13 protein-coding genes and 4 pseudogenes are annotated in these 15546 nt (G+C 60.8%); 10 read left to right on the top strand and 7 right to left on the bottom strand.

Annotated elements, in window-relative coordinates; all coding sequences use genetic code 11:
• Positions 1-939 precede the first annotated feature (939 nt).
• Positions 940-2408: pseudogene (locus tag NHAM_RS29450) on the top strand (dihydrolipoyl dehydrogenase).
• A gap of 275 nt (positions 2409-2683) precedes the next feature.
• Here the strand turns inward: NHAM_RS29450 and NHAM_RS25495 are convergent.
• Entirely contained in the window at positions 2684-2821 is a 138-nt protein-coding gene (locus tag NHAM_RS25495; protein ID WP_245270107.1) for a hypothetical protein, read from the bottom strand.
• 98 nt (positions 2822-2919) lie between these two features.
• Positions 2920-4068, bottom strand: coding sequence for an MFS transporter permease (locus tag NHAM_RS20865; protein ID WP_245270106.1), 1149 nt, complete (start codon positions 4066-4068; stop codon positions 2920-2922).
• A gap of 354 nt (positions 4069-4422) precedes the next feature.
• Here NHAM_RS20865 and NHAM_RS20860 point away from each other — a divergent pair, with 354 nt between their 5' ends.
• Positions 4423-5109 (top strand): GNAT family N-acetyltransferase, encoded by a 687-nt coding sequence (locus tag NHAM_RS20860; RefSeq protein ID WP_011505010.1) that lies wholly within the window; start codon positions 4423-4425, stop codon positions 5107-5109.
• A gap of 155 nt (positions 5110-5264) precedes the next feature.
• Here the strand turns inward: NHAM_RS20860 and NHAM_RS24230 are convergent, their stop codons facing one another.
• The gene (locus NHAM_RS24230; protein ID WP_049769456.1) at positions 5265-5705 is read right to left on the bottom strand and encodes a hypothetical protein; all 441 of its coding nucleotides are present in this window, start codon (positions 5703-5705) and stop codon (positions 5265-5267) included.
• A gap of 104 nt (positions 5706-5809) precedes the next feature.
• Here NHAM_RS24230 and NHAM_RS24225 point away from each other — a divergent pair, with 104 nt between their 5' ends.
• Complete coding sequence (locus NHAM_RS24225) at positions 5810-6043, top strand: hypothetical protein (RefSeq protein ID WP_011505012.1); 234 nt, start codon at positions 5810-5812, stop codon at positions 6041-6043.
• Between the two features lie 253 nt (positions 6044-6296).
• Here NHAM_RS24225 and NHAM_RS27745 read toward each other — a convergent pair whose 3' ends face one another.
• Both NHAM_RS27745 and NHAM_RS20845 read right to left on the bottom strand, forming a co-directional pair.
• Positions 6297-6818, bottom strand: coding sequence for a transposase (locus tag NHAM_RS27745; RefSeq protein WP_049769454.1), 522 nt, complete (start codon positions 6816-6818; stop codon positions 6297-6299).
• Positions 6815-7246 carry a reverse transcriptase domain-containing protein gene (locus NHAM_RS20845; protein WP_245270113.1) on the bottom strand — a complete coding sequence of 144 codons (432 nt, stop codon included), beginning with the start codon at positions 7244-7246 and terminating at the stop codon, positions 6815-6817. Before NHAM_RS20845 ends, NHAM_RS27745 begins: the two co-directional genes overlap by 4 nt.
• 260 nt (positions 7247-7506) lie before the next feature.
• Between NHAM_RS20845 and NHAM_RS29445 the strand changes: the two are divergent.
• From NHAM_RS29445 to NHAM_RS20825, 5 genes and pseudogenes are all read left to right on the top strand, one after another.
• Positions 7507-7679: pseudogene (locus NHAM_RS29445) on the top strand (beta-lactamase hydrolase domain-containing protein); the annotation flags it as partial.
• Between the two features lie 3 nt (positions 7680-7682).
• A complete protein-coding gene (locus NHAM_RS28570) occupies positions 7683-7841 on the top strand; it encodes a hypothetical protein (RefSeq protein ID WP_245270105.1) in 159 nt (52 codons plus the stop codon).
• Between the two features lie 41 nt (positions 7842-7882).
• Positions 7883-8773 (top strand): MBL fold metallo-hydrolase, encoded by an 891-nt coding sequence (locus tag NHAM_RS20835; RefSeq protein ID WP_011505013.1) that lies wholly within the window; start codon positions 7883-7885, stop codon positions 8771-8773.
• A gap of 277 nt (positions 8774-9050) precedes the next feature.
• Positions 9051-9406, top strand: a pseudogene (locus tag NHAM_RS25490) (haloacid dehalogenase); the annotation flags it as partial.
• A gap of 297 nt (positions 9407-9703) precedes the next feature.
• Positions 9704-10978 (top strand): IS256-like element ISNha10 family transposase, encoded by a 1275-nt coding sequence (locus NHAM_RS20825; protein ID WP_011505014.1) that lies wholly within the window; start codon positions 9704-9706, stop codon positions 10976-10978.
• A 99-nt stretch (positions 10979-11077) separates the two neighbouring features.
• Here NHAM_RS20825 and NHAM_RS20820 read toward each other — a convergent pair whose 3' ends face one another.
• Positions 11078-12094: a hypothetical protein gene (locus tag NHAM_RS20820; RefSeq protein ID WP_011505015.1), complete on the bottom strand. Its 1017-nt coding sequence runs from the start codon at positions 12092-12094 to the stop codon at positions 11078-11080.
• A 180-nt stretch (positions 12095-12274) separates the two neighbouring features.
• Between NHAM_RS20820 and NHAM_RS20815 the strand changes: the two genes are divergently transcribed.
• Positions 12275-14116 (top strand): type II toxin-antitoxin system HipA family toxin, encoded by a 1842-nt coding sequence (locus NHAM_RS20815; RefSeq protein ID WP_011505016.1) that lies wholly within the window; start codon positions 12275-12277, stop codon positions 14114-14116.
• A 31-nt stretch (positions 14117-14147) separates the two neighbouring features.
• Here the strand turns inward: NHAM_RS20815 and NHAM_RS20810 are convergent, their stop codons facing one another.
• Positions 14148-14435, bottom strand: coding sequence for a hypothetical protein (locus tag NHAM_RS20810; protein ID WP_041359386.1), 288 nt, complete (start codon positions 14433-14435; stop codon positions 14148-14150).
• A gap of 111 nt (positions 14436-14546) precedes the next feature.
• Between NHAM_RS20810 and NHAM_RS28565 the strand changes: the two are divergent.
• Positions 14547-15112: pseudogene (locus NHAM_RS28565) on the top strand (transposase); the annotation flags it as partial.
• Positions 15113-15546: the final 434 nt, after the last annotated feature.

The raw sequence follows: 15546 nt of genomic DNA, 5'->3' as shown, positions 1-15546 counted from the left end.
CCTATGTTCGTTATGCTGTAGCGGTGGGGCCATCCGGATCTACGGCGACCGCTGGTTGGTTGTGCGAACGTCACGCAATGCGAGAGGAAACCTTACCGCCATGATCCGTTCGCCCCTTTCGGACCACCGTATGCGCGCCGCTTTGGGCGCCGCCATCCTCTTCGTACTCAGCGGGAACAGCGCACCTGCTGCGGCTGCCGCGCGCTATGTCAAGGTGGCCCAGGTTGCTCCCGGTCATGTCCTCTGGATGCGTTCGGGGCCAGGGCGCCACTTTCAACGGGTCGGTTTTCTCCCCTATGGCGCTCGCCAAATCCGAGCGTATACGTGCAAAGCGCTGGCCACAGGGAGTTGGTGCCAAGTGAGATACCGAGGGACTCGTGGTTGGGCTTCGAAGCGATTCCTGGCTAAAGACAGCGCTCGCTTCGCTAAAGCCCTCGTTCCTCCGGACCGGAGGGACAGTGCGGACTCCCAGGAGGAGTGGACATCCGGGTTATTGTCGCCAGCCAGCGTGCACAGCATGACTGCGTCGACACCGACCATCACGAGTCCGAACAATGCGAGGAGCATTTAAAACCCGATCAACTTGGCGGCGGCCGTCCCGCCGAACGCGCCAAGGACGTCGTGGCGACGAAACTGCTATTGGGCACTGCCGCACTGCCAGGACTGCAACAGGTCCCAAAACGCGCAAGACCGCTCTGGTGCCGATCGCTGATCGGTCTGCCGCTAGATTAATGTGCTTGCGCACAGCTTAAACCCGACTGATCGCCTCGCACCGAAAGTTCGGAGGCTCACGATGGCGCCACATCAAGCGCTTGCTGCACGAGCGCGCTGGGGACGTGGGCGGGCGCGATACACCCGAACTTGAGCGTTTCGTGCACGCTACGTGGCTCGAAGGAACAACTGATGACGGCCGCAAACACAACTAGAAGGGTTTTGGACATGGGCGACGTCAAACAGGTGGACGTGGCTGTCGGCGCTGGCACGGCCGGGCTCGCGGCGTTGCGCGAGGTTCGAGATCGGACCGATAATTTCGTCCTGATCAACGCCGGCCCTTACGGCACGACCTGTGCCCGCGTCGGGTGCATGCCGTCCAAGGCGCTGATTGCGGCGGCCAATGCGTTCCACGCCCGAACGAAGCTTGACGAGTTCGGCATACGCGGCGAGAGCAGGCTGCGGGCCGATGTCCCGGCGGTGCTTCGCCGCGTACGTTCGTTACGAGATTACTTCGTTTTGGGGGGTGCTAAAGGCGACTGAGGGCCTCGGCGCGCGCAACGTCGCAGGACACGCGCGGCTCGAAGGCGCCACCCGATTAATCGTTGGCGAGCGCGTCATCCAAGCACGTCAGATCGTGATGGCGCCCGGGTCGAGTCCGATCGTACCAAAACCTTGGCGTGCCCTCGGCGATCGCATCCTGACGTCGGATACGCTGTTCGACCAGGAGGATCTGCCGCATCGGATCGGAGTGATCGGCCTTGGTCCGCTCGGGATGGAGATGGCGCAGGCATTGGCGCGGCTCGGGCTCGAGATCCACGGTTTTGACGGTTCCAGGACGATCGCGGGGATCTCGGACGAGAAGGTGGCCGCCGTCGCGCGAGATAATCTCGTGAAGGAATTTGCCATCCATCTCGATGCGGACGCGCTGTGCGTATCGGGCGGGCGAGCGCCGAAGGGGCGCTCGCCCGTGGGTTGAACTCGCGGAAGCGAGTCGCGGGGTCAAGATACGATGGGATGGCGGGAGCGTCACCGTCGACAAGGTCATCGCGGCGGTAGGCCGGCAACCGAACGTGGATGGTCTGGGGCTTGAAACGCTGGGAGTGCCGCTCGACGAGAGGGGCATGCCCGAGGTCGACCCGACGACGATGCGGATCGGCGCCACACCGGTCCTGCTGGCCGGCGACGCTAACGGAGACAAACCGTTGTTGCACGAGGCCGCCGACGAGGGCCACATCGCGGGCCTCAACGCGACCAGCGAGGACCCGATCCACCTTCCCAGGCGCACGCCGCTGAGCGTAGTGTTCTGCAATCCCGAAGTCGCTTCCGTTGGGCAGAAAGCAAAAGATCTCGATCCCGAAACCACGCTGATAGGCGAGGTAAGCTTCGCCCGCCAAGGCCGCGCCCGTATCATGCAAGACAACCGTGGACTGCTGCGACTCTACGCGGCACGCGATGCTGGACGCTTGCTCGGTGCGGAGATGGCGATACCGGCAGCCGAGCACATGGCGCATCTTCTTGCCCTTGCGATTGGTCAGGGCGTCACGGTGCATGACCTGCTTCGGATGCCGTTCTATCATCCTACCTTGGAAGAAGGACTGCGCACCGCCCTTCGCACTATCGCACGGGAGCTGCCGCCATGCGGGCGGTCCGATCTCGCGCGCTGTGGATCGCTCGGGGCCGAGGCTCTGGATTAATCGAGAACGAGAAAGGCGTCGAAGCCTCACGCGGCCGTAACTGTCTTGCTTAGAGATGGAATAATCGGCTGTTCGGACTACCGTGCCGGCTGCGACGAGAGTTGTCCTTCAATCTTGCGATACAGATCGATGATTCGAAAGCAAGTGAGGATAGGAAGACGGCACGAAATGCTGCGTCGGCTCGGACATCCGGCAATAAAAGTCTGACGAGCGGACATGAGCCGGTGTGGTCGAAAAGATCGGATCTGCAGTGACGGGTTTCATGAAAGTCAAGGTCATTGCACCCTTGTGATGTATCCCTTCGCCACAGTTAGCTGCAGGTGATCTTTGCCGAGCGAGTCCTGGATCGAGGTGATCGCTTCCTGCAGGTGTCCGAATTCACGCTCCGTCCGCGCCATCGGCTCCGGAGTCATCACTTTCAGTCGCTTGGGCTTATCACTCTCGACAAGTTGGGTCTGCGGAGTTCCTGCCGTTCGTCACAGTCAGGCACGGTGACCGGCGCTTTACCTGTTCACTGGCCGGCGCCCGCGGTCTGGACCTCGTCCAATCCCGCCGCAGCAGATATGGCCATCGCCGCCATCAACGCGAACAGGGCCAGCACCGTGCCAACGCCGAACCATTGAGCAATGACGCCGAATATACCACCAGCAAGGAGAACAAGGCCGACCACCGAATTACTGAGCGCGGTATAGGTCGCACGGCTGTCGAGATCAGCCATGTCGACGACGTGTACCGTGCGTCCGAGTCGAACCCCTTGGTGCGCGATCATGAGCACAAACAACATTGCGGGCAGGAACGGCGCGGAGTCCAGTCGGCCCGGCATCGCCAGCGCCATGAAAGCGGCAACGGCGTTGGCAAGCGATGCCAACGCTGCCGCGTACATCAACACCCGCCGACTTGATCGATCCGCGAGACGGCCCCAGACATACGAGCTTGAGAGACTTGCCGCCGCCGCCGCCATCATGAATAGCCCCAACGTACCCAGCCCGCTGGGTTCGCGGTTGCCGCTAAGCGCAATGAAGAAGGGTGGGGCGAGTGCCGTCGACAGCAGCAAGCCACGTGTCAAGATAAGTCGCTGTAGCCGCGCGTCGCTATGCAAAAGCTTCAGTTGCGCGGCGACTGCGGCCAGACCGTCAATACCGCCTTCGGTCGCGCCGGGATATTCACGGATCGATCCGAACACAAAAGCAGCAAGTAGCCACGCCATGCCGCCCAGCATTACGGCGGTTGCGACGACCCGCCGAGTGAGCGGAATGTAACCAGACGAGTACCCCACAGCCAGCAGCAGCGTCGCTACGGCTGCGATGCTTCCCGCGATCCCACTGACCGAGCCGCGGCGGCCCTTGTCCACAGTCTTTGCGAGCACATCCTTGTGGCTGATCGAGCACAAGCTGCGCCCGAGGGCGAACGCAGTAATCAGACCGATCGCGATGATGCCGGCTATGTTACCGGAAAGCGTCAGGCCAACCAGCCCGAATCCCGTGATTGCAGCACCTTGCGCGATACAGCCTGCGACGTAGACCGTCTTCCGAATACTGAGCCGTCGAATCCGCGCCGAAATCAGCAGTTGCGGCAACATTGCGAGCGATTCACGAACGGGAACCAATAGACCGATCGCCCAGGTCGGCGCACCGATGGCGTCGAGCAGCCAGGCGAGCACGAGTTTGGTGTCGGCAAGACCTTCGCCGACCCTCGTCAGACTTAGCGACACCACATGCAAGCCGTAGTTGCGAGGTTGCTCGCGACACGCGGATTCCGGAAGGTCGCGGCATACTTGCGCCAGTTCGTCGTCGCCAACCAGCAATCCATCATGGTTGCCGATGCCGCTCATCAGAAGCGATAGATAGTGGCGGCGCCGGTTCGTGTGGGCATTTGCTCAGCGGGCATGAGCAGCCCATCGACCGGCCTCAGAATCAATCGGCGATAAACTCGACGACAAAGTTTGATTATTGAAATATCTCGGCATCGCATATGATATCGACGATGACGCCCATCCCTCTGGTGAACGTTTCTGATGCCGCAAGAACCGCAATACCAGTCTGATGAGCGCGCTCCCGTCGAGGTCAAAAAACTCGCGTCGGAGGAACTGCACGCGGCATCGATCATTCTGGCCCACGGCATGTGTGAAAATCCGCTGCATGTCAGGGTGTTCCGCGACGTACCTGATCGACGACGACAGCGCCTGTCACGGTTCCTTGGTCTTCTGGTCACCTACGTCCACTCAAATGGGAATATGCTGGGCGCCTATGTGCAGGGGGAACTAATCGGCGTGCTGGGCATGATCCAGCCCAGTCGGTGTCGTCCGACGCTGAGTGTAAGATTACGCTTTGGTCTTGCCCTCTTAACCAGTGTTCCGCCGACCGTTCTGCTGCGCATCCATCGCTGGCTTTCTGCCTGGGAGTGTCACGACCCACTTGAGCCGCATTGGCACATCGGCCCGTTGGCTGTGTTGCCGGCATATCGGCGACGCGGCATCGGACGGCGTTTGATGATGGAGTGTTGCCAGCGCATGGACGCGCTCGCCACGGCGGCGTGGCTGGAAACGGATTTGGAAACCAACGTGATATTTTATCAGCTCCTTGGCTTCGTGGTGATCAAGCAGGAACTCGTGCTTGGCGTACCGAGCTGGTTTATGGGCCACTCACTATCGGGCGGGTCGATAGATGCTAATCCTTCACGTGGCGAAAGTCCCGTCAACTAAAGAACGAGAAATCAACGTTTTCTCTGATTTTCGCCAGGAAGATCACGCCACCGCACTGCACTCTGCGTAGTCGGTTGGATCCCGAGCCCCCTCCCTACTTCGAGATCACGAGCCACAAAAACCGCCTTTATTCTCCAATCATCGCTGCCTCTGCGTCATAGGTTCTTGATTCCCGCCTTCACGCGATCGGCCAACATAAGCGGAACAGCCGTCGGGTCATGCACTATTACGGTGGGGCCGAGCACCTCGCGGACCACCCTCAGGAACCCCTGCCAGTCCAACTTCTCCACGAAGTGGATCCCTTCGCGAATGCCGAGCTGCGTCCACCCCGCAAGCACGCCGGTGGCGACCTGAAGCTGCGTTGCGTTGGTTCCCAGCGCGAGCCCCGCGCTCACATCGGTATCAAACCCCAACCAGAGCTCGCCAAAACGGTGGCTGCACAAGAGCACGCCCACGCGGTCATGCCCCGCGAGCGTGGAGCTGAAGGGCGGGAAGAGGCGATGCAGCCGCCACTCATCGGTCGAGCGCCGCTCCGGGTGTGCGTCGAGCGCGCGCCGGGCCGCAAGGGGGATCTGGTAGATGAACGCGATCTCCACTCTCGAGAGCAGGCGGCTGAGCGCACCGTCTCCTCGTGCGGAACGGCCATCCCCTCGATGAAGCGATCGCCGCATCGCGCCCGGTAGCGCCGCTCGATCGGCGGGTGTCCCAGCCCGACCACGATTCCGTCGCGGGCCGCGAATGCTCGGGGCTCAAACAGCTCCTCCAGACAGTGTACCGGACTCCACGTCATGGCAAACACGTCATCGCCGTAGGGCGCATCGCGGGCGACGGTCGTGTCATCCTCGATGATGAGGACGGCGTGGAGTTGCAGCGCGTCGGTCGTGGGTGCCACCCCCACCCGCCGGGCGAACTCATCTATGGCGGCGAACGCTAGTGCGTTCACGATCCCTGGGTTGGCGCCGCTCCCCACGAGATGGCTTCTCCTGCTCAGTGCGGGGCGCCGTGGCGGAACGAGCCGCGCGATCGCCTCGTCCGTCGGAATCGATCCGCGCCAGGGCCACTCCTCGACACTCGTACACAGGAAATGTGCGCCCAGCCCGTCACAGGCCTGCGTGCAGTCTGGGGTGTCGATGGACGAGAGATCGATGACCTCGGTGATGTGGTGCTCGCGAACGAGTTGGACGAGATCACTGGCCGATTCGATGATCGTGGGTGGGGGCAGCATGCCCTGATCGAGCGGCACCGGACCATTCGGTGGCTCGCGGTCGACGAACTGCCGCCTGCGGCGCCCGTTCGCGCGTCGTGTTGCGAAACGGCTTCCACATATCCATCACCGCTAGGCGAATGCCGCGGCTCTTCTTCGGGCCGAGCCAGTCGTAGAACTGCGCCATGCTCGCCTCCGAGCGATCCTCCCCGCCGAACCAGACCGGCCGCCGGCGGATCAAATCGCTCACCACGATACGGTAGCTATGGCCCTTGCGGATCGATATCTCGTCGATGCCGATCGCCTTGGGCCCCGGTCTGCCCGCGCGGGCAAGCTGGGCTTGCATGTACTGCTTCTCCAACGTCTTGACCGTATCCCAGTCGAGCTTCAGCTCCTCGGCGATGTCCTTGATCGTCGCCTGCCGACAGCGCTGGCCTACGTAATGCGCAAAGCGCTTCGTATCGAGCGGGTTGTCCGCCAGGAAATCGAGCCGCTCGCGCTTCACCTTGCCGCAACTCCGGCATCGCACCCGCCGGACCTCAATCTCCAGGAAGATACGCGTGTCGCCGCACGGCAGATCGCGAACCTGACGAAGTCGTCGGCATAGGAGATGACATGTGCGTGGAACACCTCGCCGCGCCCCGTCAACCGCCAATGCTTCAAGAATCGGTTCATGTAGATGACGGAGAGCAACGGACTGGCGACCCCACCCTGGGGGGTGCCGCGAGTGCTGCTCTTGCCGCCGCTCATGTGCCGTTTCCCGTCGCCATCCCGTTCCTCGACCGGCACTTGCAGCCACAGCTTGATCAGCCGCAGCACATTCCGGTCGAGGACGCGGCGGGCCACCGATCGGAGGAGGTCCGCGTGCGGGATCGTGTCGAAATACTTCGACAAGTCGGCATCGACTACGTCGGTGTAGCCCCGGCATAGCAGCCGGTGCGTTTCCTTGACGGCATCGATCGCGCTCCGACGCGGCCGATACGGCCACGTCTATGCGGCCGAGCACTATATCGACGCCTGGGTCGAGGTCGCCGATATCAAGGATTGGTCGACTGACGACATCGCTCGATTGAAAAGCCATTTTATAAACAAACGGCGCTAAAGCTGGCCTGCTTGATCGCGCCCGCATTCATCAACCGCAAAGACGATCGGCAGATGCAAGTTGCCATAAAGCACAGTAAGGCTTCGTCGCGATCATCAACAACCGTCCTGACGGCGAGGAGCATAGACAGCCGAGCGCTTCCGAGAACCGGATGGTCGCTGAGAGCGCGAGACTCGGCTACAGCCACATCCCGGTCGTGCCTGGGCAGATCGGCGAGAGAAGGTCCGCGCGTTCCAGAAGGCCCTTTCCGAGGCAGGCGGTCCGGTGTTGGCCCACTGCAAGACTGGCACGCGCGCGGCGACGCTCTACGCCATCGGCGAGGTTTTGGACGGACGTCTGCAGAAGGACGCGGTAGCGCCGCTCGGCCAGTCTGTCGGCCTTGATCTCTCCGGCGCCGTCAAATGGTTGGACGGCCACGGCCACTAAAGCTTGACGAACACACATTTCTTGACTGAGGAGCGATTTGCATGAGCACCGTCAAGCCATTCGTGAAGGGTTTCTTCGACAACCGCACCTTTTCGATCCAGTATGTCGTCTCCGATCCGGAAACGAAGAAGTGCGCGATCGTCGATCCTGTCCTCGATTTCGACGAGAAGTCGGGCGCGACCGCGACCGGTAACGCCGACGCTGTCCTTGCCTATGTCGAGCAGCAGGGACTCAAGGTCGAATGGATCCTCGACACCCATCCGCATGCCGACCATCTCTCGGCCGCACTTTATCTCAAACAGAAGACGGGCGCGCCGACGGCGATCGGCGAGAAGGTCGTCGAGGTGCAGAAGCTCTGGAAGAGCATCTACAACTGGCCCCATTTCCGGGCCGACGGTTCGCAGTGGGACAAGCTCTTCGCCGAGGGCGAGACGTTCAAGGTGGGCGGCATACCGGCGAAGGTGCTGTTCTCGCCGGGGCATACACTCGCCTCCATCACCTACGAGATCGGCGATGCCGCCTTCGTCCATGACACGCTCTTCATGCCGGACTCCGGAACGGCACGGGCCGACTTCCCGGGCGGCAGTGCGGCTCAGCTCTACGAGTCGATCATCGAGATCCTCTCGCTGCCAGACGAAACCCGCATCTTCACCGGCCACGACTACCAGCCGGGCGGTCGCGAGCCGCTGTGGGAATCGACGGTCGCCGAGCAGAAGGCGAAGAATATCCACATGTCGCGGTGCAAGAGTGAGGTCGAGTTTATCAAGCTGCGGGAGACCCGCGACAAGACCTTGTCGATGCCCAGGCTGATCCTCCACGCGCTGCAGGTGAACATGAATGGCGGCCGGCTACCCGAGCCCGAGGCGAACGGGAGACGCTATCTGAAATTCCCGCTCGACGCGCTTCAGGGGGCCGCATGGGACGACCAGTGAAGCTCGATCTCGCTCGCGATGCGGCCGAAATGATCAAGAATGCCGGAGAGCCGCCAACATCTTGTCGGGTATCTCGTCGGGCTATTCGGTGACGGGCGGTTTTGCGCGCGCCGTCGTCAACTTCGACGCGGGCGCAAGAACACCGGCACACATCCGCATCTGGGTCCAGAAGTTCGAGGCCGACGCGTTTGACGACAAGACCGTCGCGGCGGACACGATCGAGGGCCTACCAGGCCAGGATCACCTAGAAGCGACTGGTCGACAGGCAGGCGCTGGAGGCCGCGTGGTGGCGATGGCAGGTGACGGCGTCAATGACGCCCCGGCGCTTGCAGCAGCCGATGTTGGCATCGCGATGGGTTCGGGAACCGATGTCGCAATCGAGAGCGCCGGTGTCACCCTGCTCCAGGGCGATCTTTTGGGATCGTCAAGGCGCGGCTCCTGTCGCAGGCAACGATGGCGAATATCCGTCAGAACCTGTTCTTCGCCTTCATCTACAATGCCGCCGGCATCCCCCTCGCAGCAGGCGTCCTCTACCCCGCGTTCGGCTTGCTGCTCTCACCCATCGTCGCCGCTGCCGCCATGGCGCTTTCCTCGGTCAGCGTCATTGGAAATGCGCTGCGCTTGCGCGGATGAAGCTCGGCTGACGCTGCTGGGCAGGGGGCGGCATGGCCGCGATCGAGGCCAGTTCTTGGTCGCCAAAGGACTCGACTTGCATAGGAACGTATACGACCGGCCCGAGGTCGGGAATGGCCGTCCGAGTGCCCAGTTTTGTTCCGGAATGGTAGAAATTTGGCGCGCCACAGAGGATGAAACTGGGCACTCGTATGTCATTGGGGATGTCCCGGGTTCTGTTGAATTTCTGAAGAGGTCGGCGTTGCCCACCTTGAGCCGGTAGGCTCGGGGTGCTGATTCCACAAGGAGAGCAACGCCATGACGAGAGATATCACACCGGCTGGTTTGCCGACGACCGGAGCTGTGGACGAAGCGTTTGCGGAAGTGCGGGCGAGCTTCGATCGGTTCTGCCTTACGGCAGGGATCGAAGTGCTCGGCACGATGATGGAGGCGGATGTCACGGCGGCCTGCGGGCCGCGCCACGGTCGCGATGCGGCGCGGCGGGCGCACCGTTGGGGCCGAACGCGGGGACGGATCGGCTTCCACGGCGGCAAGATCGAGGTCGAGCGCCCGCGGGCCCGGGGCGTGGACGGCCGCGAGATCACGATCCCGAGCTGGGAAACGGCGGCGCAGGAGGACTGGCTCGGTCGCTGGGCGATGAACCTGATGCTGATCAATGTGTCGACGCGCCGGTTCGGTCGCGCTGTCCGGCTGCCCGAGGGTGACGTGCCGGCACCGCCCGGATCGGGGGTTTCGAAGTCGGCGGCCTCGCGGAGGTTCGTAGCGCTGTCGGCGGCGCGGCTGGCCGACTTCATGGCTGCCGATCTATCCGCGCTCGACCTTCTGGTGGTGCAAATCGACGGGCTGCATCTCGGCGGCGATCTCGTGCTGGTCGCCGCGATCGGGGTTGACGGCGAAGGCAACAAGCATCCGCTGGCGCTGGTGGAAGGGGCGAGCGAGAACGCCGCAACGGTTCAGGCCCTGCTGGACAACCTGGTCGCGCGCGGGCTCGACCCGACGATGCCAAGACTGTTTATCGTCGACGGCGCAAAGGCATTGTCGAAGGCGATCCGCCGTACCTTCGGTTCGGCCGCTGCGATCCAGTGCTGCCAGATCCACAAGGCGCGCAACATCATGGAACGCCTGCCGAAAGAGCATCATGCGGCCACCCGTCGGGTGCTGCGCCAGGCCTGGGAGCTCGATGACGCCGACAAGGCTGAAAAATTGATCCGCAATCTCGCGCGTCGACTCGACCAGCAATGGCCTGGCGTAGCGGCCAGCATCCTCGAAGGTCTCGACGAAATCCTGACCATTGTCCGCTTGAAGCTGCCGAAGGAGCTTCGTCGATCACTCGCCTGTACCAACATCGCCGAGAACATGATGGGCACCATTCGCCGCGTCACCCGCAACGTCAAACGTTGGCGGGATGCCGGTATGGCCTTGCGATGGGTCGCCGCCGGCATGATCGAGGCCAACAAGGGCTTCCGACGATTGAAGGCGCACAAACAACTATCGGTACTACGAGCGGCCCTTCAAGCTCACCACAATCGCATGACGATCAAACCAGTTGCCCACGTCACGAGGGCTGCGTAACATTCATTCTGCCAACGTCGGCCCGACGTAGTTCAACAGCGATCGGGACATCCCCATGTCATTGTTTGTGCGCTATAATTCAGCGCTAGTATGCTAGTGTTAGGGAAGTTTGGCGTCCAAGAGGACGTGCGGATAGATACAGATAGTGTACGTCCCATCCGGGCGACGCCAAATATTCATGACCTGCTCGACAATCATATCCTCGACGATATCGCCGATTGCCTCAAACCCGGACTTGTCAGTCCATCTTCCAAAATTCTCGAAGAGGTTATTGCAGGATTCGTTTAGACGCTCGAAGTAAGGTGCGAACCAATGATTCTTCAGCGCAGCTTGGGCGGCACCACACTCTGCGACAGTTTTTTCGGCCGCACTCATTGCCCCAAGCATATAGCAGGCGAACTTCATCATATTTCCGTAGGCTCCGAAAACTGGACCGACAAAAATATCCGCATTGCCACCGCTAAAGCCTCTGACAAGCTCGCGTACTTTTCCGTCGGTCTGGCTGTGCGCCAGAACGAAGGTTTCTTCGTAGCTAGGAAGCGGATCGTGACCAATATTTGAAGCAATGCGGCAGGCGGCATATTCATCCCAACATGCTTTGATGACATCCCATCGCCAGCAGTCCAGGATCGTGCCATATCGCTTCTTGAGGAGCTCGTCAGGGAAACACTTTTCGTATGCCGCCGTTATTTCAACATGCGCGCATTCATGAACGATCGTATGAATCGCTAGGTTTGCATTTTCCTTGTCTTCGTCTTTCAACATCAGTGCCACAGCAGCATTGATGACGATATGGCTCTTTAAGACGCCGTCGCGCAGGACGGCGGGAGTCATCGCAACTCCCGTTCCGAACTCCGTGGTTTTCGTGAGCACGCGAACTGTCTCATAACCCCGGTCGAGATCAGTCAGGGCATCGTCGTAATCAAAAGCGACCGTCATTCCGTCAAGCGCAGAGAGATCGATGATTTTCCCGAATTCGTGGAGCATATAGCCAAGTGTACTAGCCGTTTCCTCTGCTGCTTCTTGGTCAAAGCCACGGAAGGACATCGGGACATTGAGCGGTCGCGTAGATGGCCTATCGGCGGGTTCATCCTCATTGGTGACAGTGGCATCCACGAATGAGCTCCCTTCTCGCTAGAATCGACCATCTCAACTATATGGGCTTTCGTAGAACAAACCAAGTACGTGAATTTTATGACTTTCCCGTATGTGAAATACGCAAAAGTTATAAATTGTTGCATTTTGATGCCATCTAAGCTAACCTTCCCGTATGTGAGATACGCGAAAGTTAGAAAAATGCCCCTGCATCTGGTTGGAGAAAACATCGATAAAGCCCGCAGCCACTATCAGGCTGAAACGGGCAAACTCGTCCAGCTGATGCGCGGCATCTACGTTGATGCGGGAGAGGACATCGAGGCGACGGTACTCAAGCACGCCGTCCGTATCGCAAAATACCTATACCCCAATGCCTACCTGTCAGCGGCGAGCGCTGTCCTTCTTGGCCCGACCCGCGACGGTCGCCTGTTCCTGAGCGGGCGGAGAATACAGCGCACGCGATTACGCTCACTTGAAATCATCCAGAATGCAGCGCCCGACCATCCGTCGGTCGCCCCCGCGATTGTCGATGACGGCATGGGAGAATTTCGCATCGATGTCTCGTCGATGCGCCAGCGCTTCCTCGAAGCGTTCCGTCTGCGCAGCGAGCACGCCGCATCCATTGATGAAACGACGCGCGAGACAATAGCGAACCGTCTTATTGAAGAATACGGCACCTCTCAGGGGGCTGCCGATGCAACCTGGTCACTCGCCCGCGAGAACAAATGGTATCGCGAGGGCGAGCACGCCGAGCGCTTCCTGCTCCGCCGCCCAGTGTCGGGAGAGCCTGCACGCAACGAAGCTGCGCTCGATCTGATCGTGGCGTGGCACGGCGTTCCGCTCGGCAACCTCACTCATGATGGCTTTGAATGGCGCTGGAATCCCAACAATCAGAACGGCCCACCGCTCGTCCGCCAAACCACGCCGGGTAAACTCCCGCCTTTCATTCTATCATTGCTGCCCGAAGGCTGGCTTGAGTCAGTCCTGAACGACCGCGACGAGCGCGCGATGCTGCGCTCCGGCAAGCGCTACATGTCAAACGTCACAATCGTTGAGCGCGAGAGCGATCTCGCCGCTCTGCCGCCCGACATACTGCTGACCCGGCTCGAACGCTTCACTGAGAACTCACTATTCACCGGTAGGTATGCGGGGCCAGGTCGCGGCGATTTAGAGCAAAGCTTCGAGCGCAATCTCGCGGAGATATTTGCGCGCACGGATACGCCGCGATTATCAGGCGTTCAGATCAAAGCGCCGATGTTCCTTGATTCTGACGGTACGCTCTCCCCCAGCACCGGCAAGCCCTTCACGCATATTCTGAAGCCTGCTGGCACAAGCGGATTTGAGGCCCTGCCGGTTATCGAATGGCAGTCACTCGCATTGGGCCGCGCATCCGGCTTTCTAACGCCTGCGACGGCGCTTGTTCCCATGCCTGACGGGATGCCGCCCGCGCTCTTGGTGGAGCGGTTCGATATCAGGACAAGCCTTGATGACAAACGCCTCCTGGCGCTTGAGGATTTTTGCTCCGTGCTGGGCGTGCCGACCGAAGCAAAATACGACGGCACGATGGAGCGCATCGCGCGGGCTCTAAGACCCCTATCAACAGCGCCGGAAGAAGATGTCTTGCTTGTGCTGAAGCGAGCCTTGTTCGCCTGGCTGATTGCCGACGGCGACATGCACCTGAAGAACATGGCGCTCCTCAAGGTCGCAGAGCCGGGCAGCGCGCAATTCAACTCCGTCCGCATGGCACCGCTCTATGATGCGGTCACAACCCGCGTCTTTCCAAGGTTGGAAAGAGACCGGATGGCGCTCAAACTGAACGGCAAAGACGACCGTCTGCGCCGCTCTGATTTCAAGGCATTTGCCAGCACCGCCGGTCTCAAGGCTGCCGATGCGGATACCGCCATCGACGATCTCGTGACCGCCCTCTTGCGCGCGCTCGATCATCTGGAATTACCGCCACTTTTATCTGACGGCACTCAAGGCGCGAAGATCGCGGAGCAGATGCGCGCGATTGTCCGCGAACGCATTGAAGGGTTCGCGTAGAGCGACCTCACCGGCTGACGTTTCCCAGGCATTATTCCTCCCGCTTGTAACGATAGCCCTTGGGACTGTCCTGCTTCTGCCCATTGGTTTGGCCAAGGCCCTTGTTTCGCTTTTTCCAGCCGTCTTTCGCGGGTGCGCCTAAGCCTTCGGCTGGAACGGTCATATCCAGCTTGTTCACTTCAAGCTGCCTCTTGCGAGCCTGCCATTTTTCGGTTTGCAGGCTCTCGGCGGCGCGCAGCTGCCGCCGAACCTTCGTTTCAAGCGACCGCCTTTCTCGGGCCTCTAGGCGGGTCAGCGCCTTGCGCCGCCGCTCGTGCATGAAATGCTCGCGTTGATGACGGCGCTCCAGCGCCTCGCACTCAATGCGATGGCGTTCAGCTGGATTGATGTTCGCATTTCGGCGAAGTGGCGCGATGACCGAACGAAGGCCGGGTATGGGCTGAAGGTCGGAAAAGTCAGTCGTGGAAAGTTTGAGGCGCGCATCTGGGAACTGACAGCAGGGCGCATCACTCTGGAGACGGTGATTGGTACGATGCTGGCGGCGCGGACGGCGTTGTGGTGCGCGTTCACCAAGCTCCATCGCGAGATGCTGAAGATCGCGCGCGCTGATAAGGTCTGCCGGAGATTGATGAGTACACCTGGCGTCGGGGCCTTGGTCGCTCTGACCTATCGCTCGGCGGTGGACGACCCGATGCGGTTTGGAAAATTACTTCGGGCTTATGCCCCAAAATATCAATCCGGTGAGACCGATCGGGATGCTGGCGTCAGCAAGTCGGCGACGCCATGGTGCGAACAGCGCTCTTTGAAGCGGCGCACATCATGTTGACGCGTGCGACCCGCTTCTCAAGCCTGAAGCACTGGGCGCTCGACGTGGCGAAACGTCGGGGCATGAAGCGCGCCAAGGTGGCGCTTGCCAGCAAATTGGACGTCGTGCTCCACCGCATGTGGGTGGATGCGACCGACTTTCGCTGGAGCAGGACCGCAGCGATGGCATAGGAGATAGAGCGTTCGGAGCGGAGCCGAAACGGTGCCGCTTCTGCAGAGGTCCCGTCGCTGGGACGAGGGCTTGGCAAGGTCGGGCGTAATGCTGTGAAAGCTTCGGCAAATCACGCGTCCTAGATTGGCCTGCCGGCTCTGGATCTGATGGCATGGTGTGGCGGCCTTCGCGCTGACCACGGACAGAAGCATGATCCTGGCGATGAGATATCGTTCAGAGAGGACTTGACGAATGAAGGCCCACTACAGAAGCATTTACTCATTGCGTCGAACCGCGCCGGCAAAAGCGCCACCTCTGAAACCTAAATTGCTAAGTCGCGTTATTAGCTGCTTCTCTTTCGAGTGAACGTAGGAGCCTCGGCGAATGGCATGCCAACCGGACAGGAGTCGATTGGAGCCTTTAAACGCGAAACCGAAAAGCACAGAAAGGATCG

The sequence above is a fragment of the Nitrobacter hamburgensis X14 genome (genome assembly GCF_000013885.1).
GTDB lineage: Bacteria > Pseudomonadota > Alphaproteobacteria > Rhizobiales > Xanthobacteraceae > Nitrobacter > Nitrobacter hamburgensis.
The sequence above is the reverse complement of the archived record's forward strand: the minus strand, read 5'-3'. Positions and strand labels throughout refer to the sequence as shown.

What these genes read in the sequence shown, in the direction of transcription:
- NHAM_RS25495 (WP_245270107.1), bottom strand. Translation starts at nt 2,821, where the DNA reads ATGACTCCGGAGCCGATGGCGCGGACGGAGCGTGAATTCGGACACCTG.
- NHAM_RS20860 (WP_011505010.1), top strand. Translation starts at nt 4,423, where the DNA reads ATGCCGCAAGAACCGCAATACCAGTCTGATGAGCGCGCTCCCGTCGAG.
- NHAM_RS20835 (WP_011505013.1), top strand. Translation starts at nt 7,883, where the DNA reads ATGAGCACCGTCAAGCCATTCGTGAAGGGTTTCTTCGACAACCGCACC.
- NHAM_RS20825 (WP_011505014.1), top strand. Translation starts at nt 9,704, where the DNA reads ATGACGAGAGATATCACACCGGCTGGTTTGCCGACGACCGGAGCTGTG.
- NHAM_RS20815 (WP_011505016.1), top strand. Translation starts at nt 12,275, where the DNA reads ATGCCCCTGCATCTGGTTGGAGAAAACATCGATAAAGCCCGCAGCCAC.
- NHAM_RS20810 (WP_041359386.1), bottom strand. Translation starts at nt 14,435, where the DNA reads ATGCACGAGCGGCGGCGCAAGGCGCTGACCCGCCTAGAGGCCCGAGAA.